The 18,083-nt window shown below is 67.8% G+C and carries 16 protein-coding genes and 1 pseudogene; 10 read left to right on the top strand and 7 right to left on the bottom strand.

Annotation, left to right across the window (positions count from 1 at the left end; genetic code table 11):
• Positions 1-36 precede the first annotated feature (36 nt).
• The 3 genes from KCQ71_RS27915 (at position 37) to KCQ71_RS17165 (ending at position 2,056) form a co-directional block, all read left to right on the top strand.
• Positions 37-390, top strand: coding sequence for a sugar nucleotide-binding protein (locus KCQ71_RS27915; RefSeq protein ID WP_372454057.1), 354 nt, complete (start codon positions 37-39; stop codon positions 388-390).
• Positions 272-742 carry a sugar nucleotide-binding protein gene (locus KCQ71_RS17170; RefSeq protein WP_372454056.1) on the top strand — a complete coding sequence of 157 codons (471 nt, stop codon included), beginning with the start codon at positions 272-274 and terminating at the stop codon, positions 740-742. Before KCQ71_RS27915 ends, KCQ71_RS17170 begins: the two co-directional genes overlap by 119 nt.
• 69 nt (positions 743-811) lie before the next feature.
• Complete coding sequence (locus tag KCQ71_RS17165; protein WP_223408122.1) at positions 812-2,056, top strand: amidohydrolase; 1,245 nt, start codon at positions 812-814, stop codon at positions 2,054-2,056.
• Positions 2,057-2,149: 93 nt separating this feature from the next.
• Here KCQ71_RS17165 and KCQ71_RS17160 read toward each other — a convergent pair whose 3' ends face one another.
• From KCQ71_RS17160 to KCQ71_RS17145, 4 genes are read right to left on the bottom strand one after another with little or no spacing between them, the layout of a single operon-like run.
• Positions 2,150-2,938: a glycerophosphodiester phosphodiesterase gene (locus tag KCQ71_RS17160; protein WP_223408121.1), complete on the bottom strand. Its 789-nt coding sequence runs from the start codon at positions 2,936-2,938 to the stop codon at positions 2,150-2,152.
• Positions 2,935-4,314, bottom strand: coding sequence for an ABC transporter substrate-binding protein (locus tag KCQ71_RS17155; protein WP_223408120.1), 1,380 nt, complete (start codon positions 4,312-4,314; stop codon positions 2,935-2,937). Before KCQ71_RS17155 ends, KCQ71_RS17160 begins: the two co-directional genes overlap by 4 nt.
• Positions 4,315-4,374: 60 nt before the next feature.
• A complete protein-coding gene (locus tag KCQ71_RS17150) occupies positions 4,375-5,274 on the bottom strand; it encodes a carbohydrate ABC transporter permease (protein ID WP_223408118.1) in 900 nt (299 codons plus the stop codon).
• Positions 5,271-6,224, bottom strand: coding sequence for a carbohydrate ABC transporter permease (locus KCQ71_RS17145; protein ID WP_223408116.1), 954 nt, complete (start codon positions 6,222-6,224; stop codon positions 5,271-5,273). Before KCQ71_RS17145 ends, KCQ71_RS17150 begins: the two co-directional genes overlap by 4 nt.
• A gap of 280 nt (positions 6,225-6,504) precedes the next feature.
• Here KCQ71_RS17145 and KCQ71_RS17140 point away from each other — a divergent pair, with 280 nt between their 5' ends.
• Positions 6,505-7,305, top strand: a complete 801-nt coding sequence (locus tag KCQ71_RS17140; RefSeq protein WP_223408098.1) for a DeoR/GlpR family DNA-binding transcription regulator — start codon at positions 6,505-6,507, stop codon at positions 7,303-7,305.
• A 192-nt stretch (positions 7,306-7,497) separates the two neighbouring features.
• Here KCQ71_RS17140 and KCQ71_RS17135 read toward each other — a convergent pair whose 3' ends face one another.
• Both KCQ71_RS17135 and KCQ71_RS17130 read right to left on the bottom strand, forming a co-directional pair.
• On the bottom strand, positions 7,498-7,794 hold the full coding sequence (locus KCQ71_RS17135) for a hypothetical protein (protein WP_223408096.1): 297 nt from the start codon (positions 7,792-7,794) through the stop codon (positions 7,498-7,500).
• 245 nt (positions 7,795-8,039) lie between these two features.
• Positions 8,040-8,279: a DUF1016 N-terminal domain-containing protein gene (locus KCQ71_RS17130; RefSeq protein ID WP_223408094.1), complete on the bottom strand. Its 240-nt coding sequence runs from the start codon at positions 8,277-8,279 to the stop codon at positions 8,040-8,042.
• Between the two features lie 505 nt (positions 8,280-8,784).
• Here KCQ71_RS17130 and KCQ71_RS17125 point away from each other — a divergent pair.
• The 6 genes and pseudogenes from KCQ71_RS17125 to KCQ71_RS27905 form a co-directional block, all read left to right on the top strand.
• Complete coding sequence (locus KCQ71_RS17125; RefSeq protein ID WP_223408092.1) at positions 8,785-9,930, top strand: GntR family transcriptional regulator; 1,146 nt, start codon at positions 8,785-8,787, stop codon at positions 9,928-9,930.
• A 93-nt stretch (positions 9,931-10,023) separates the two neighbouring features.
• The gene (locus KCQ71_RS17120; protein ID WP_223408090.1) at positions 10,024-11,343 is read left to right on the top strand and encodes an ABC transporter substrate-binding protein; all 1,320 of its coding nucleotides are present in this window, start codon (positions 10,024-10,026) and stop codon (positions 11,341-11,343) included.
• An 89-nt stretch (positions 11,344-11,432) separates the two neighbouring features.
• Positions 11,433-12,311 carry a carbohydrate ABC transporter permease gene (locus tag KCQ71_RS27015; protein ID WP_223408088.1) on the top strand — a complete coding sequence of 293 codons (879 nt, stop codon included), beginning with the start codon at positions 11,433-11,435 and terminating at the stop codon, positions 12,309-12,311.
• Positions 12,308-13,258 carry a carbohydrate ABC transporter permease gene (locus KCQ71_RS17110; protein ID WP_223408086.1) on the top strand — a complete coding sequence of 317 codons (951 nt, stop codon included), beginning with the start codon at positions 12,308-12,310 and terminating at the stop codon, positions 13,256-13,258. Before KCQ71_RS27015 ends, KCQ71_RS17110 begins: the two co-directional genes overlap by 4 nt.
• Positions 13,245-14,279, top strand: coding sequence for a hydroxyacid dehydrogenase (locus tag KCQ71_RS17105; RefSeq protein ID WP_223408085.1), 1,035 nt, complete (start codon positions 13,245-13,247; stop codon positions 14,277-14,279). Before KCQ71_RS17110 ends, KCQ71_RS17105 begins: the two co-directional genes overlap by 14 nt.
• 155 nt (positions 14,280-14,434) lie before the next feature.
• A pseudogene (locus tag KCQ71_RS27905) lies at positions 14,435-14,941 on the top strand (alpha/beta hydrolase family protein); the annotation flags it as partial.
• Between the two features lie 633 nt (positions 14,942-15,574).
• Here KCQ71_RS27905 and KCQ71_RS17095 read toward each other — a convergent pair.
• A complete protein-coding gene (locus tag KCQ71_RS17095) occupies positions 15,575-17,932 on the bottom strand; it encodes a polysaccharide lyase 8 family protein (protein ID WP_223408083.1) in 2,358 nt (785 codons plus the stop codon).
• Positions 17,933-18,083 lie beyond the last annotated feature (151 nt).

Here is an 18,083-nt window from a genome sequence, read left to right as displayed (position 1 = left end):
GACTGAAGCAGGGAGCCTCCCGGTCGGGGAGGCTCCCTGCTTCGGATCCGACGGGTCCGTTCCGGGACCGCCGCGTCGATCCGAGCGGTCGCGCCTGACCTGATCGTCAACGCGGCATTTCGACAGAGCGACTGGGCGACGACCGCCGACGGTGCGGCCAACGCCGCGTTGGCTGCTGCCGAGGTGGGCGCCCGCCTGGTGTTCGTCTCGAGCGACGCGGTGTTCTCCGGGGACAGTTCGCCCTATTGCGGAGAGCGCCACGCCGGACCCGATCACGCCGTATGGCGCTGCCAAGGCTGCTGCCGAGACGGCGGTCGGTGCGGTCACGCCTACGGCGGTCATCGTCCGGACCTCGCTGATCATCGGCCGCGACGGCAGTTCCGCGCATGAACGTCGTGCGTATGCGGCCGCACGCGGGCAGGGGCGCTTGTTCACCGACGAAGTCCGCTGTCCGGTGGATGTGGTGGACCTCGCGGCAGCGGTGCTTGAGCTGGCGGCGACCGACGCGAGCGGTGTGCACCACCTGGCTGGGCCGGAACCGGTCAGCAGATATGACCTTGGCCGGTTGATCGCACGCCGTGACGGACTGGACCCGGACGGGATCAGAACGGGAAAGCGGTCCGACCGTGCCGTGCCGGGTCCGCTCGACGTGCGCCTTGACTCCGCCGCCACTCAACGGCTGGTGGGTACGAGACTCCGCGCGCCCTCGGAGTTCCTCGCGACGCGCGGCGACCGCCCATAGGGCGGTACCCCGCTCACCAGGCACGGCCCCGACGGCGGGCGTATGTTCGAGTTTCGGATTGGGAGCCCCATGCGCGCACACGAGAACGTGACCATCAGCTCAACGCTCGAGGACCTGTACAAGGACCTGCATCGCCATCCCGAGCTCGGTTTCCAGGAACATCGCACGGCCGGGATCGTCAAGGAGAAGCTCGAGGGACTCGGCTTCGAGCTCTCGTCCGGGGTCGGCCGGACCGGAGTCGTCGGCGTGCTCCGGAACGGGCCGGGGCCGACCGCCCTCCTGCGGGCCGACATGGATGCGCTCCCCGTCAAGGAGGAGACCGGTCTGGACTATGCCAGCACCGATACCGCGACGGACGAGGGTGGCAAGGTGGTGCCGCTGGCCCACGCGTGTGGGCATGACCTGCAGACGACGTGCCTGCTCGGTGCGGCTGAGGTCCTCGCCCGCGAGCCGGCCACCTGGTCCGGCACGTTGCTGCTGGTGTTCCAGCCCGCCGAGGAACTCGGTGCCGGGGCACAGGCGATGGTCGACGACGGGTTGTTCGACGGGTTCCCGCGGCCTGACGTGGTGCTGGGCCAGCATGTGGCGCCGTTGCCGGCCGGCCGGATCGCCGGGCACGCCGGCCCGGCGTATGCCGGATCGGACTCGCTCCGGGTGCGCCTCGTCGGAAAGGGTGCGCACGGGTCGATGCCGGAGGCCTCGGTCGATCCGATCGTGCTGGCTGCCGCGACGGTGCTGCGGCTGCAGACGATTATCTCGCGCGAGGTTCCGAGCACGGCGACGGCGGTGCTCACCGTCGGTTCCATCCATGGTGGCGACGCTGCGAACGTCATTCCCGGCGAGGTCGAGCTACAGCTCAATATCCGCAGCTACGACGAGAAGGTGCGAAGTCGCATCCTCGCAGCGGTCGATCGGATCGCGAAGGGTGAAGCCGCGTCGGCCGGCGCCCCGCAGGAGCCGACGATCACCGAGATCGAACGGTTCCCCGTCGTGGTGAACGACGCCGGTGCGCTGCGCAAGACGTTCGACGCGTTCGGGGCCTGGTTGGGGCCGGACAAGCTCCTCGACCCTGGTGCCGGTGCCGGCAGCGAGGACGTCGGCGTGCTGGCCACAAGTTCGGGTGCGCCGCTGTCCTACTGGCTGCTGGGTGGAACGGATCCTTCGTTGTTCACGACGGGGGACCTCTCGGACCCGGCGTTGCTGACGGTGCCCTCGAACCACTCGCCCCGGTACGCGCCGGTCATCGAGCCGACGCTTCGGCTCGGTGTGACCGCGTTGGTGACGGCGGCGCGCACCTGGTTGCCGGCCGCGTAGGCACGGACCACGAGACCGGGCAGGCCGGCTGATGCCGACCTGCCCGGTTCGCTCCTTCCAGCAGGCTGCGGTCTCCTGCTGCCCGCCGGCGCGTCACACCACCGCGGGTGCCTCGCGCACCGGGCGGCTCGCGCTGAGCCAGCCCAGCAGCCGGTCCGGGCGGTCGGTGATGATGCCGTCCACGCCCCACTCCAGGGCCTGCGCCCACGCCTGGACGTCGTTCAACGTCCACGCGAACACGCTCATCCCGGCGTCGTGGATCCGGCCAACCAGGCCGGGGTCGGCGAGCAGCACCTCATAGCTCGGGTTGCACCCGGCCACCCCCAGCTCGGCGCAGAAGGACAGGAGTTCTGGGTTCGAGGCCGCCTCCTTCGAGATGAGCAGGTCCCGGCGCAGGTCCGGGGCCGCCTCGGCGAGCGAGCGCAGCGTCTGCGGCCAGAAGGTCTGCGCGATCGTGCGATCGGCGATCCCGGCGTCGGTGAGCGCGCCGACGATCCCGGCGGCCTGCGCCGGGGTGTAGTCGCCCTTGAGTTCCATGAGCAGGTCGGTGCCGGGATGGGCGGCCACGAACGCGGCCACGTCGGCGAGCAGCGGAACCCGATGGGAGGCGAACGTCGGCGAGAACCACGCTCCGCCGTCGAGCGCCGCGGCCTGCTCGGCGAGCAGGCCGGCCACCGGGCCGCTGGCGTTCGTGGTCGCGTCCACGGTCTCGTCATGGATCACCACACCGACCTCGTCGCGGCTGAGCCGCACGTCGATCTCGACGAGGTCGGCCCCGGCGCGCCAGGCACCCTCCACCGCGGGCAGGGTGTTCGGCGGCGCCATCGCGGTGTTGCCGCGGTGGGCGATCACGAGCGGTCCGTGACCGCCGAGGGGACTCACAGGTACGGCTCCACGTTGTCCTCGAAGGCCACGTCCAGCTTGGAGGAGACGTCCGGGAACACGTCCTCGGGGTTGGCGCCGGCCAGGACGAGCTCCTCGATGCCGTCGGTGATGATCTGGTCACCGCCCGGGGTGAACACCCGGACCCAGTCCTGGACCCGCGTCTTCTGCTGCAGCTGGTCGACGGACGTGCGGAACTGCGGGGTCTCCTCGTACACGGCGGCCATGATCTCGCCCTCGACCGCGGAGGTGCGCACCGGCATATACCCGGTGGACTGCGAGAACAGGGCGGTGTTGTCCCTCTCGGTGAGGAACTTCAGGAACATCGCCGCGGCGAGCTGCTGCTCGGGGGTCCGCGAGGACGGAATGGCCAGCCCGGTGCCGCCGGTGGGCACGTTCGGGGCGTCCACCGGACCGTTCGGAAGGAACGCGGTGCCGAGCTCGAACGGGGCCGCGTCCAGGTGGCCCTTCAGGGAACCGGTGGACCCCAGCAGACAGGCGAAGATGCCCGCCTGGAAGTCCGCGTTCGTGTCCGAGCCGAGGCCGGCGAACGCGGCCTCGCCGTTGTACATGTCCCGCACGAACGCTCCTGCGGCCAGCGCCTCCTCGGTGTCCAGGGTGACCGTCCACTCGTCGCTCATGTTGCCGCCGAGACCCCAGATCACGTTGGAGAACCACCAGCCGGCCCAGGACGGGCCGATGCCGAGGCCGAGCGCCTGGCCGTCCGCCGGCACCTGGGCCTGCAGCGCGGGTGCCCACTCCTGGAGCTCCGCCCAGGTCTCGGGGCCGCGGTCCGGCAGGCCCGCGGCGGCCCAGATGTCCTTGTTGTAGTAGAAGAGCGGGGTGGAGCGGGCGTACGGGGCGGCGTAGTGCTTGCCCTCGTACTCGTAGTCGCTGTAGAGCGTCTCGACGTAGTCGTCGGTGTCCACCTCGAGGTGGTCGAACACGTCATCGATGGCCATGATCTGACCGTTGATGAAGTACCGGAACCACCACACGTCGGAGGCGATGACCAGGTCCGGCAGGTCGTCGGTGCCGGAGGCCGCCTGGAACCGCTGGGCGATCTCGTCGTAGTTGGCGCCCGCGGTGACGTGGTTGATCTTGATGTCCGGGTATTCCTCATTGAAGGCCGCGATGTAGGACTCCTCGAGCTCCTTCGTGTTCCCCGGGTGGTTGGACCACCAGGTGATCTCCGTGGCCGGCTCGATGGAGGCCCAGTCGGTCGCTTCGCCCTCCTCCTCTTCGCCGCCCCCTCCTCCGACGGACGGGCCGCTGCAGGCGGCGAGCAGCCCGCCGGCGGCGCCGAGGCCGCTCAGCTGGAGCAGGCTGCGGCGGGAGGGGGTCCACAGCGGTGTGGTGCGACGTGACGTCGTCATGGTGCGCTTCCTTCTTCTTATGGGGGGATGAACAGGCGTAGTTCCTGGGGTGCGGGCGGATCAGCCGGTGACGGCGCCCGCGGTGAGGCCGGAGACGAGGCGACGCTGCAGGACCAGGAAGATGAGCAGCATCGGAGTGGTCACCACCACCGTGGCGGCCATCAGGACGCCCCAGTTCTGGAGGCCGTCGAGGCTCTGCAGCAGGGTCAGCCCGACCGGGAGGGTCATCGTGTCCGTGTTGTCCGTGACGAGCATCGGCCACAGGTAGTCGTTCCACTCCGCGACCAGGGAGATGAGCCCCACGGCGGCGATCGTGGGCATCGACATCGGCACCACGAACCGCCAGAGCCGGCGCCAGTGCCCGGCGCCGTCCATCTGCGCCGCCTCGAGCACCGAGATCGGCAGGGACCGGAAGTGCTGACGGAACAGGAACGTGCCGAACGCACTCGCCAGTCCAGGCACCAGGATGCCCTGGTAGGTGTTCAGCCAGCCGAGCGAGGCGATCAGGGTGTAGTTGGGGATGATCGTGATCTGGGACGGGATCAGCAGCGCGAAGATCACCACCACGAAGGCGACCCTCTTGAACGGGACGTCGATGAACACGAGCGCGTACGCACAGGTCAGGCCGAGGAAGACCTTCAGCCCGGCACCGGCGATGGTCAGGAACACGCTGTTGGCGAACATCCGCCCGATCGGGATGGACGTGGCGACCTGCTCGTAGTTGGCCCACTCGAACGCCTCCGGCAGCCATTGCAGCGGCACCGAGTAGATCTCGCCGGACTCCTTGAAACTGGCCAGGAACATCCAGATCAGCGGCACCGACATGACCAGGATCGCGGCGATCAGGGTCAGGTACAGACCGGCGTCCAGGTGCGCACGGAATGGTCGACGGCGGCCCTTGGGCTGGTCCGTTCCGGCCGGCGTGGGTGCATCGACGCGTTCGTCCACTGTGGTGCTCATGCGTAGTGGACCTTTCGTTCCATGAACTTCAGCTGGACGGCCGTGATCACCAGCAGGATCACGAACAGGATGGTTGCGGCGGCGGAGGCGAAGCCGGCGCGGCCGGTCTGGAAGCCCTCGACGTAGATCTGGTACATGAGCGTCGTCGTCGAGCCGAGCGGTCCGCCGTCGGTCATCGCCTTGATCAGGTCGAAGGACTGCAGCGAGCTCAGGATCGTGGTGATCAGCAGGAAGAACGTCACCGGGCCGAGCAGCGGCAGCACGATTGACCAGAACGTGCGCGTCTTGCCGGCCCCGTCGATCGCCGCGGCGTCATGCAGGTCCTGCGGCACGCCCTGCAGCCCGGCCAGATAGATCAGCGCGACGTACCCGACGTGCTTCCACAGGTAGACGATGATGATCATGATCAGGGCCCACGGCGAGGTGGTGTACCACTGCGGGGAGCTGAGCCCGATCGCCTCCAGCAGCGTGGAGAGCAGGCCGTACCGCGGGTCGAAGATGTACAGCCAGAGCATGCCGACCGCGATCCCGGACAGCACGTACGGCGCGAACGCCACGGTGCGGGCGATGCCCCGTCCGAAGATCTTCTTGTTCAGCAGCAGCGCCAGGCCCAGGCCGAGCACCAGGGAGCCGCCCACGGTGGTCACCGCGAAGATCGCGGTGGTTCCCATCACCTGCGGGGTGTCCGGGTCGGTGAACCAGCGGACGTAGTTCTCGAAGCCGATGAACCGGGCCACGCTCGAGCCCATGTTCCACTGCAGCATCGAGTAGTAGAAGCTCAGCAGCAGCGGCCGGTACACGAAGATCAGCAGCAGGGCGATGTTCGGTCCGGCCAGCAGGGCGAAGAAGCCCAGGTTGCGCAGCCGTTTGCGGCGCTGCGCCGCGCGGCGTTGTGCCGAATGGGGCTGGCTCGGCGCCGTTGCCGTCGGGGTGGCGGTCTGCGCCGTCATCGCCGGGACACCGTGGGGTCGTAGCGTCGGGGCGCCACGGGGTCGGTCATGCTCATAGTCGCTCCTTTGGGACATGCAAGGAGACCGCCACTGGCGGTCCGTTAAAGCCTTTGCACGATAGCGCCGCAAGCAGGTCGTGTCGAGTGAATCTGCGCGACATGCGCGCTAAACGTCATAATCGATCATTCGTCGCGCGTTCAACCATTGTTCACCTGCGGGCCCGTTCGGGTCCCTACGCTGGAGATCAGCAGGGTGCACTGGGGTGCCCGAAGGGAATGACGTGAGACAGCAGCAGCGCCTCGACCAGATCCTGGCGACGATCAGCACGCAGGATCGAATCAGCGTCGAGGAGATCGCGGAACTGTTCGGGACCTCACTGGCGACCGCTCGCCGTGACCTCTCGGTGCTCACCGACCAGGGTCTGGTGACGCGCACCCACGGCGGTGCCATCGCCATCGCGAGTGCGTACGAGCTCCCGATGGCGTACCGGATCGCGAGGAACGCCCACGCCAAGCGCGCGATCGCTGCGACGGCCGCGGCACTCGTGAGCCCCGGCGACGTCGTGGGACTGACCGGCGGCACCACCACGTCCGAGCTGGGCCGGGCGCTGGCGGCACGGGGGGATCTGGTGCCGAAGGTGGGCTCCGGCGTGACGGTCATGACGAACGCCCTGAACATCGCCTACGAGCTGGCCATCCGGCCCCATGTGAAGCTGGTGCTGACCGGGGGAGTGGCTCGGTCCCAGACCTTCGAGCTGGTCGGGCCGATCGCCGCTGCCACCCTGTCCGAAGTCGTCATCGACGTCGCGTTCATCGGCGTGGACGGGCTCGATGCCGAGCGTGGCGCGACCACCGCCGACGACGCGGAGGCGCACGTGAACCACCGCATGCTGAGCAGCGCGCGGCGCGTGGTGGTGGTGGCGGACTCCACCAAGTTCGACCACGCCGCGTTCGCGCGGACCTGCTCGCTCGAGGAGATGCACACACTGGTCACCGACGCCGAGCCCGGCGCCGCGCTGGCGCAGGCGCTGGCGCGCGCGGACGTCGAGGTGATCGTCAGCCCGCAGCGGGATCGGGGCTGACCGCGGCGAGCGTGCGGTCCTGCGGCGCGTGCGCCGGATGGGCCGCACGATGGCACGGTCGGCCTCCGGGTGCCGGGCTGAGCGTGCGATTCTGCGGTGCATCCGGCGGGTGCGCCGCACGATGACACGCTCGGCCTCGACATCGAGGTGATAGTCAGTCCGCAGCGGAGCCACGGCTGACTCGACGCACGCTCAAGCGTGATGGTCCATCTCATCCTCGATGACGGCTTCGAGTTCGGCCGCAGCTGGGAGTACTTCGCGAGCGTCGGCCGGCAACCCTTGATAGTCCGCGACCGCCACGGGCGCACTGGTGCTGGCCAAGGCGTTCCGGACGGCCGGTCCGGACTCACCGGTGCCCGATAAATGGATCTGGCGCCCGATGAAGGCCATCCCGCGCCCGAGCGAGCATCGTGTCCTGAAGCGGACGATGAGAGCCTGTTCGACTTCGCGTTCGGCCACCTTCTCCACCAGGCCAAGGTGTTCAAGCACCTACGAGTCCTTGACCAGCTGCTGCGCGAGGTCGGAGTCGGCTGCCTCAAGGGGTGGTCGTGAAGTTCGTCGGGCCGACCCCACCGCGGCGCGTGAGCCAGCCCTGATCTGATGCTCAAGCACCGCACGTGACCAGCCTCCGTAGTGCGAGCGGCGTACCAGTCGCGATCGGCACGCGTGCCGAGTCGCTCGAGTAACACGACGACGTTGCCCCAGGGCAATCGGCCAACAGGCTGTTGGCCGAACTACTCAAGCATGGGCCAGGGTTCCGTGATGCGGCGCATGTTCTTCAGGTTCGACGGTGACCAGCCTCGCTGATCCGGAAACTCGCGCTTGAGGTCCGCTGCCAGGCGGTCGATCACCTTGTGTCCCCAGCCCGCCGTTCGCTGCCGCTCGAGGATGTTGCGCCCGACCGACCAGCACAGACGCAACATTTCGGTGCGGCGCCCGGCGCTCGCCGGCTGCGGAACGATCACCTCGACCACGAAGCAGCCAGTCCCGGCCCGTTCCGCCCGCGAACTCCAGTGCCCGGCCACCCGCGGCCAGGTCAACGAGGACGTCCCACGATCGGGTCCTAAGGATGATCCAGCCACGAGGCTGGCCCAGGCGCCCGTGGCGTGCGGCGATGTCGGCTAGCTCGCCTGTTCCGCATCCGAGATCCGGCCGGACACGAACCCTCCCTGAGACATGCTGCATTCATTCCATGCGATTCGCCTAGCCTTGCCGAGCAGGCGATGACGCCGTGCGAGGTCAAGGGAGCGGTGCGTGTCAGGATCGTGTCGAGGCAGCCGTCGTGCTCCGCGGTGGCGGGATGGCCAGGCTGAGCAATGAGCCGACCGGTGTCGAGGTCGCCGCGGTGACGGGCAGCCGCCGACGGCGGAGGTCGCACCGGCTCGACCGGCGCCGCGTGTGGCTGCGCCTTCGGAACACCAAACGGTCGGCGTGGGCGCATTTCGCACAGCGGCCCACCCACCGCGCGGAGCAGTGCCGGTGACCGTCTCTGACGGGGCCTTGGTGGACCCTCGCGATGGCGGTGCGCGCACGCTCAAGTTCCAGACCGTCGCAGACAATCTCCGCCGCGGCATCCTCGCCGGAACCTGGGCGCTCGGTGACCGCCTGCCCACCGAGCAGCAGCTCATGACCAGCACGGGCTACTCCTTGAACACCGTTCGGCGCGCGGTCGAGGAACTGGAAGCCGAAGGGCTGGTCGAACGCCGGCAGGGCGCCGGTACATTCGTGGTGCTGCAGCGGCGCACGCGCCCGCGGAGCCGGGCGAACATCGGCGTGCTCCTGCCGGACACCAGGCTGTACTACCCGCGAGTGCTCCAGGGAATCGAGTCCGCGCTCACCGCGGAGGGTGCCTCCCTGCAACTCGCGACCTACAACTACGACCCCCGTCGCGAGGACGACTGCATCGAGCGGCTGCTCTCGGCCGAGGTGGACGGACTCCTGCTGGTGCCGACGTTCGTGCAGTTGACCAGTCCACAGGACCGTGCGGAACAGCTCATGGCATTACCGGTGCCCGTGGTGCTTCTGGAACGGAGCCTGATGGACCTGGGCCCGGGCGACGAGACCGAGCACGTTTGCTCCGACCATCAGGCCGGTGCCCACGACGCCGTGAGATATCTGAACAGGTTGGGGCACCGGCGCATCGCACTGCTGTTGCGTGGCCGGTCGAACACCGGATTCGCCGTCCAGCACGGGTACTCCCGGGCGATCAGCAGCCTGCAGCTGCCCGAGATTCCCATCTTCAAGGCCGAGTACGAGGAATGGGAGGCGCGACGTGCGGAGGACGCGCTGGACGCGCTGCAGACCGCGCGGGCGACGGCGGCACTCGTGTTCGGAGATCGGGAGGCGACGCTGCTCGAGGGCGCGGCCCGCAGGCGCGGACTGCGCGTGCCGGAGGACCTCGCCTTGGTCTCCTACGACGACGAGACGGCGGACATCGCCGAGGTGCCACTGACGGCTGTCGCCCCACCGAAGCATCGCATCGGACGAATGGCGGCGCAGATCCTGCTCCAAAGACTGGCCGAGGGCGAGGCCTGTCCCATTCATCAGATCCGCATCAGGCCGCGGATCGTCGTCCGGGAGTCTTGCGGGGCCAAACGCGGGCCGAACCCGTCCGCGGCGACTTAGGCCATCACTCCTTCTGTATTCGTCCCGTTGTGGCCGGTTCGACTACTCGCATGTCCCGGGCAGCCGGGCACCAACAGACGAAAGGCATCACTCATGTCAGCACGAACGCTGGGCAGAGCCGCCCACGTTGTCCTCACGGCCGGTCTGGTGACGGCGATGGTGGCCGCCTGCGGCACCCAGTTCCAGGAGGACGAGACCGGTGACGATGCGGCCACCGCGCAGGACGTGACCCTCACCTACTGGTCCGCCTGGAACATCGGCGAACCACAACAGGAGATCTTCGAACGGCTCGCCGCCGACTACACGGATGAGACCGGGATCGAGATCGACGTGCGCTACCTCGGGCGTGACGTCACCACCAACCTGATCAACGCGCTGGGCACCGGGACGGGCCCAGATCTCTTCGACGCCGGCACCCGCAACATCCTGGATCTGCACGAGCGAGGCTTCGTCGCCAATCTCGACGGGCTGCTCGATCAGGAGGTTCCTGGTGACGGTGGCACCGTCGGCGAGACGCTCGCCCCGAGCATCGTCGCGGCCGGGTCGAGCGAGGACGGCCTCGCCATCCTGCCCACCTACATCACGTCGAGCGGGATCTGGTTCAACGCCGCCCGGTTCCCCGAACTGCAGGAGCAACCGCCGGCCACCTGGGAGGACTTCATCGCGCTCCTTGACGAACTGAAGGCGAATGGCGAGGTGCCGCTGGGGGCTGACGGATCCGTCTCCGGCTACAACATGTTCTGGTTCCTTCAGGCGATGATGCGCAACGGTGGACCCGGCTCGCTACGGGCGCTCGGAGAGGACGCCGAGAACTGGAACTCCGACCACGTACTGGCGTCCGCGCAGATGGTGCAGCAACTGGTCGACGGCGGCTACTTCCAGCAGGACTACATGGGCACCCAGTTCCCGGCGGCCCAGGTCGCGTGGGCGAACGACGAGTACGCCTTCATGCTCAACGGCAGTTACATGGGCGGGGAGACGGCGGAACTGCAGGCCGAGGGCTTCGAGGCCTCGACCTTCGTGTTCCCGATGGTCGACGGCGGATACCCCACCATCGATGTCACGGCCAGTGGTCTCGCGGTGAACGCCGCCAGCGAGAACTCCGAGGCGGCCACGGACTTCCTCGCCTTCGCGGCGCAGGAGGAATACCAGGCCCTCTACTCCACGGAGGCAGGCTTCATGGCAGCTCACACGGCCGTCGAGGTGCCGCCTGCCCTCGGCCCACTCGCCGAGGCGATCGCCGCAGCCGAGGTCACGACCGGTTCCAACGACCTGGCCCCCGCGACGAACCCCGGTTGGTGGAGCGACGTCATGAACCCGTTGGACGATGCCCTCTTCTCCGGCTCGATCAGCGCCGAGGAATTTGTCGCCCAGGGATACGAGCAGACCGCCACGTACCTCGAGAACAACTGATCGCGCGCGGCCGACCCATGACCGAGACTCTGACGCCGCGCCCGGCGAGCGTGAGTTCCAGACGTGCCATCCGGCGACGCCGTCGGGGGGTGGACCGCATCCTCGTGGTGTTCGCAGCCCCGGCCATCGTTCTGATGACCGTGGTCCTCCTGGTGCCCTCGGTATTCACCGTGATCATCTCCCTGACCAAGTGGCGCGGGTTCGGTACCGACGTGGCATGGGTCGGCCTGCGCAACTACGTGAGCCTGTGGCAGTCGGAGATCTTCCGAACGGCGATGCTGAACACCCTAATCCTGGTATTCGTGGGTGGCGCGATGATCTTCGCCGTCGTGTTCTTCATGCTCATCGGCCTACGCCACATGCGGGGCGCCGGCTTCGCCCGATCGGTCGTGTTCGTGCCGATGATCATCTCCCCGATCGCGATCGGGGCCGCCCTGGGCTTCCTCCTGAACCCCAACGGCGGCGTGAACGCGATCCTCGCGGCGATCAATCTGGAGGGACTCCGGCAGGCGTGGCTCGCGCCCGACTTCGTGTTCCGGATGATCGTTCTCGGTCTGGTCTGGAGCGTGAGCGGCTACTACCTGGCGATCGTCGCCACCGGCGCCGACCAGATCCCGATCGACCTGTACGAGGAGGCCGATCTCGCCGGCGCCAGCAAGTGGCAGCAGTTCTGGCTCGTCACCCTGCCGCTGAGTTGGGAATCGACGAGCGTCGCCGTGGTCCTCTGGCTCATCAGTGGCATGAAGACGTTCGAGATCGTCATTGCCTTCATCGGCACCCAGGGCACGCCGCCGGTGCAAGCCCGAACCGCCGCGGTCCAACAGTTTCTCGCCACAACCGGCGGGCCCGACGGGACGCCACAACTGGGACAGGCCAGCGCCATCGGCATCGCCATCTTCGCGCTGACGTCGGTCTTCGTGATCCTGGCCCGCCGGATCCTGTCCCGCGACCGAGTGGAGCTGTCATGACAACGACCGTGACGCCGTCGCCCGGTCGCACCCGGGCCAACGCCGCAGGTCCGGCCGAACAGCGCGGTGGGCGCACTCGAGGGTCGAAGCCCATCGGCAATCATGTGATCCCGACGTTCGTCCGGGTGATGCTGTGGCTCTGGGTCGCCTTCAACCTGTTCATGGCGATCTGGGTGGGGATCTCTTCGCTGAAGACGGGCCGGGAGATCTTCAACTCCCCGTTCGGGCTGCCGAGTACCCCGGTGTGGGAGAACTTCGTTTCCGCCTGGTCCGTCTCCGGCTTCGGTGGCGCCGCCGTGAACTCGTTCACCATCGTCGCCGTCTCAGGTGTGGCGACGGTCGCCCTGGCCGCGCCGGCCGCGTATGTGATCTCGCGCAGCTCCCGCCGGCTCGCACGCGGTCTGAACACCTACGTCGCACTGTGCTTGGCGTTGCCCGTGCAGGCGATCCTCGTCCCCCTGTTCGTCGCGAGGACCGAGGTGCACCGGTTCGCCGTCGAATTCCTGTTCGGCTGGTGGGACGACCGACTCACCCTGGTGTTCGTGTACATCGCGGTCTCGTTGCCGTTCAGCGTCTTCCTGCTCACCGCCGCGTTCGCGAGCCTGCCGGTGTCGCTCACCGAGGCGGCCGAGCTGGACGGCGCTTCCCCGGCCCGGGCGTTCTGGTCGGTGGTGGTTCCGGTGGCCTGGCCGGGCATCAAGTCCGCTCTTGTCCTGAACCTGCTGAACATGTGGAGCGAGACCTTGCTCGTGCTGGTGCTGCTGGATGACCCCGCGCTGCAGACGCTTCCGGCCGCCTTGCTCCGCCTTTACGGAACGATGCAGTACAACGCGAACTGGGGCGGCCTGTTCGCGGGCATCGTGATTCTGGTCTACCCGATGATCGTGCTCTACCTCTGGGCCGGCAGTCGGATCATGGAAGGGATGACTGCCGGTGCCGTCAAGTAAGCGGCCCGCGCCCGAGCAGATCTGGTCGGTCGCGGTGGCGATGCCCGAACACCTGCGCCAACAGTTCTTCGCCCCCGGCAGCTGGGAGCGGCTGACGCAGTGCGCGGATACCTGGGTGATCGCCGATCACGCCGACATCCTCTCCGAGCCCAGGCTCGAGCGCTTGGCCGCCACGGACGCCCTGATCACGGGCTGGGGGACGCAACTGGTGAGTACTCAGGTGCTGGCCCGCATGCCCCGGCTGCGAGCCGTGGTCCACACCGGGGGTAGCGTGCGCAAGATCGTCGCGCCCGAGGCGTACCGACACGGCATCCGCGTCTCCTCCCAGGCGGTCAACAACGCCGTGCCGGTGGCGGAGTACACCCTGGCCATGATCATCCTTGCGCTCAAGGGTGTCCCGACGGCGGCTCGGACGTACCTGGCGAGCCGGAGCCGGCCGGATGTGTACCGGCAGATGGCGGGGGTCGGTGTGTACCGCCGCACGGTGGGCATCGTCGGGGCCTCGAGGGTGGGCAGGCGGGTGATCCACCTGCTGCGCAGCCTCGACGTGGACGTCGTGGTCTACGACCCCTACCTCGACGCTGCTGCGGCGGTCGAGCTCGGTGTGCGGATCGTGTCGCTCGTCGACCTGGCCAGTTGCAGCGACGTCGTCTCGATCCACGCCCCGGCTTTGCCGGAGACACACGCGATGATCGACGCCGACTTCCTGGCGGCGATGAGAGATGACGCGACGATCATCAACACCGCCCGGGGAATCGTCATCGACGAGGCGGCGCTGGTGGACGAGGTCTCCCGTGGCCGTATCCACGCCGTCCTGGACGTCACCTACCCCGAGGTGCCACATCCGTCGTCGCCCCTGTGGACGATGCCGAACGTGGTCCTGACGCCACACGTGGCAGGTGCGCTCGGCGTGGAGCTACAGCGCTTGGGCGACTCGGCCATAGAGGAGGTGTGGCGCCTCACCGTCGGCGAGTCGTTGCGTCACGAGGTGTTCCCTGACCAGCTCGGTGCGATGGCCTGATCGGGCCCGACGACCGAGCTGAACGGAACGAATCCACCGTGGCGGGTCCGCAGCCACGGCGCGTAGGGGGATGAGGTCAACCTTGATTCATGCTACCTACGCAGGGTTCGCTCGTGCTTGAATTCTGAGACAACTACAGGGAGCAGGAACGCGAGATGCCGATCGTACGCACCGAGGCCACCGGAGACCCGCTGCTCTCACCCTCGACGGTGTACCGCCGTCTGGCCGCCGAGATGGATCCCAGACTCAGCTTCTCCGGCCAGGATCTCGAGACGTGGCAGGCGGCCCTCCGCAGCGAGTTGCACAACCTCGTCTCGATCCCGTCCAGCACGGTGCCGCTGAGCCCCACCTCGGAAGGGCACATCGACGCGGACTGGGCAACGATCGAGAAGATCCGGTACCGCGTGGAGGAGGGAGCAGACGTCGTTGGCTACCTGTGCCTGCCGCGGGACGTCGAACCTCCCTACCCGGTCGTCATCTGCCTGCAGGGCCACACCAGCGGTGCCCACGTCTCGATCGGGCGGGACTACGACGACGAGGCTCTCCCGATCGAGGTCGACGGCGATCGAGACTTCGCGGTGCGAGCGGTCCAGCGAGGATATGCGGCACTGTGTATCGAACAGCGAAGCTTCGGCAGGCGCGCCGAGCGTCGCCAACTCCACATCTCGGACTACATGTGCTTGGACGCCGCGCTCAAGGCGCTGCTGGTCGGCAGGACGCTCACTGGGGAGCGCCTGCTCGATGTCGACCGCGGCATCGACTACCTCGCAGGCCGGGGCGACATCGACCTGGAGCGGGTCGGCCTGATGGGCAACTCAGGTGGCGGCGTGATCACCATGTATGGCGCCGCCCTACTGGACCGTGTCTCGTTCGCGATGCCGTCCTGCGCCTTCTGCTCCTTCGAGTCGTCGCTCATGCACATCTATCACTGCGCTGACAACTACATCCCCGGGCTGTTACAGGTTGCCGAGGCGGCGGACATCCTGGGTCTGTTCGCGCCGAAGCCGGTCGTGGTCGTGGCCGGCAGGGAAGACCCGGTCTTCCCTGTCGAAGGTGTCGGAACGGCGTTCGAGGGCCTGCGCCGCATCTACTCCGCCGCTGGTGCAGCGGACAACTGCGTGCTGGTCGTGGGCGACGAGGGGCACCGCTTCTACGCGGACGCCGGGTGGGACGCGCTCGATCGGCTCCTCGCTGCCCGTTCGTCGACGGCCGAGAGCGCGAGACGCCATGTGGGTGTTTGTGTGGCGGTCCCGGCGGACGGGCAGGGCTCACGGACCTGCCCGTCCGCCGAGTGGTCAGTTTCCCAGCACCACCGTGAACTGCTGGGGGACCGTCGTGCGCGGGACGGTGATCCGCAGCGATGGCCCGTCCAGTTGCACGTCCGCCCCGCCGTTGTCGATGACCTGAGGCCAGCCGGCACTCATCAACGAGACCACCAGGGTGCCCTCGGCGCCTCCGTGGGGGGTTACCGCGATGGTGCGCACGCGGGTTTCGTCCTTGACCACCACGGTGCCTGGCCCGTCCGCACTGGTTCCGTGGGCACGGGTTCCCTCCGCATCGATGGTGTGGGCCCGCCAGAAGGCGAATCCTTGCGACACATCGCGGCCACTGGGTCGGATCTCCACCGCCTGGACCAGTTCGTCATTGGCCAGCACTGTGTACCGCGGCTCGGCCGCCTCCGCCGCGGTCTCCTCCGGCGTAGCCCCGGGCAGCAGGACATAGCCATAGGTCTTGCTGTTCGGGTTTGCGCTGTGCCACAGCCAAAGCGTGAGCCAGCGGCGGGTGATGACGTCTGGCGGGCCGGCCACATTGATGTCCGACCAGGCGCCGCTGCGCTCCTCACGCTTCATCTTCAGCACGGAACTCGGTTCAAGCAGATACCCGCCGACGCCCTCCAGGTGCGCCCAGCGCGGATTGTGGACAGTGCGGGAGGTCCCCATCCCAGGAATCTGCTCTTGCCCGTCCACGAGCAGCCGGTTCTCGCCCGTCGCGTGCAGGTTGCGGTTCTCCAGGATGGTCTCGACGAGGCTGCCGCTGCCGGACCGGATCTCGGAGCCCAGTGCTACGACCATTCCGTCGAAGCTGAACCACGCCTTGCGGGCGCGAAGCCGAGTCGTGCCAAGTCCGTGCATGTGCTGGGCGAAGACGACGCTGCTCCCGGGTCTGTCGCCATGCACGACGCTCCCTCCGGTCCATTCGCCGTGGTTCAACGCCCGGCCGAACGTGCCACCGGTCTCGTCTGGCAGCCGCAACTGGTCGCTGGTGGTTCCGGGCAGTCGGTACCAGTCCACCGTGGGCCAGAAGTTGTCGTCGTACTGATCGATGTCGTCGTTGTAGAGAGTGGTCATCCCGGCGCCGGTATAGAAGCCACGCGGGTTCTCGCCGTTTCCGGGCTCGTAGTAGGCGATCCGGTTGCTCGCCCCGGCGATGGCCAGGCCCCAGCCCGGCTCACGGATCACCACGCGATCCATGGAGCCGAACAGGTTTGCTCCGGGAGACTCGGGCACCGGCGGTGCGGAGTGTGCCTCCAGGCGACGCAGGGCGGAGACGAGGGCCACGCTGTACAGCGGAACTTCCCCGTCGTGGTCGGCGATCCAGGACTTGCACGCCCCGAGCCAGCGGTCAGCCGTTTCGTCGTCGACAGCAGAGCTCATGGTCACCATCGCCTCGATGAGAGCCGTGGTCGCGTCCCAGCTGCGGATGTTCTCCCGGCTGATGGCTCGGCCACGGGTGGAATCGAGCATCTGACCGCGGTAGACGACGGGCAGGAAACTGCGCTCGATGAGTTCATAGAACTCGTCATAGCCGTCCTCGGGCTGGACCACGGGTTCCAACAACGCGAACAGTCGGAACAGCGCCTTGGGAACTTCGAGACCGTAGGAGCCGGTGTAGGCGACCGCGTCGTGGGTGATGAATGACCCGTCGGGGTAGAAGCCGTCGCCGCTGGTGACTTCCTCCCAGGAGACGGACAGGCCGGTGCGGGCGCGGTCGAGTTTGGCGGTGTGCCCTTCGCAGATGGCACGCAGGATGACCACTTGACTCATATTGGAGCGACCGGGGCCGACAGCCAGCTTGGTGCCCTGGAGTTTGTACCAGGGGTCGGGTACGTAGAAGTCGATGGTCGCGCAGTAGTCGGCGACGTCGGCGCTGTCCAGGTGATCCCAGAGCAGCACCATGGTGGTGCCCAGGGCCGTGGATGCCCCGACCTCCCAGGTCCACCAGTTGCCGTATTCGGCGATGCTCGGGTTGTAGCCGTTGTCGTGCCCGGTGCGCAGTCCGATGACGATCTGGGACAGTAGCTCGTCGTCCTCGAACAGCGCGGTACCGGGCGTCGCCCAGGTGGTGGCCATGTCGCGAAGGCGCCGGTAGGTCAGCAGGACTCCGGCGTTGGTGTCGATGGGGGCATCGGTGAACACGTCGGTCCGGTCGGAACTGTGATCAAGGAGGCTCTGGGCGTCGACAGCGCCCGTGGTCAGCCGCGCCAGCACCTCCGTGAAGCGTGGGTCTGAGGTGTCGACATCCTTGCGGCCGGTGACGATGTCGCCCCAGCTCTCTCGTAGAGCGGGGTAATCAATGGTGGTGTCGGCTCTGGCCGGTAGTACGCCGAAGAGAGACGTCAGCGCTCCCGCGGTTGGGAGAGCGCCTGCAGCCATGAGGAAAGTGCGTCGGGACGGGGTGAGATGCGACATTTCTGCTCCTAGGGTCCGCGTCGATGGGGACACGCACATCAGAACTCACGCCGGAGGCAGGATTCCAGCCTCATTGCCGGGCCCGACCGAAGGAGGGTGAGCTTTGGGACAGCGA

The organism is Occultella gossypii, assembly GCF_019947135.1.
Lineage (GTDB): Bacteria > Actinomycetota > Actinomycetes > Actinomycetales > Beutenbergiaceae > Occultella > Occultella gossypii.
Note: the sequence above shows the minus strand (reverse complement) of the source record. Positions and strands in the feature narration are given on the sequence as shown.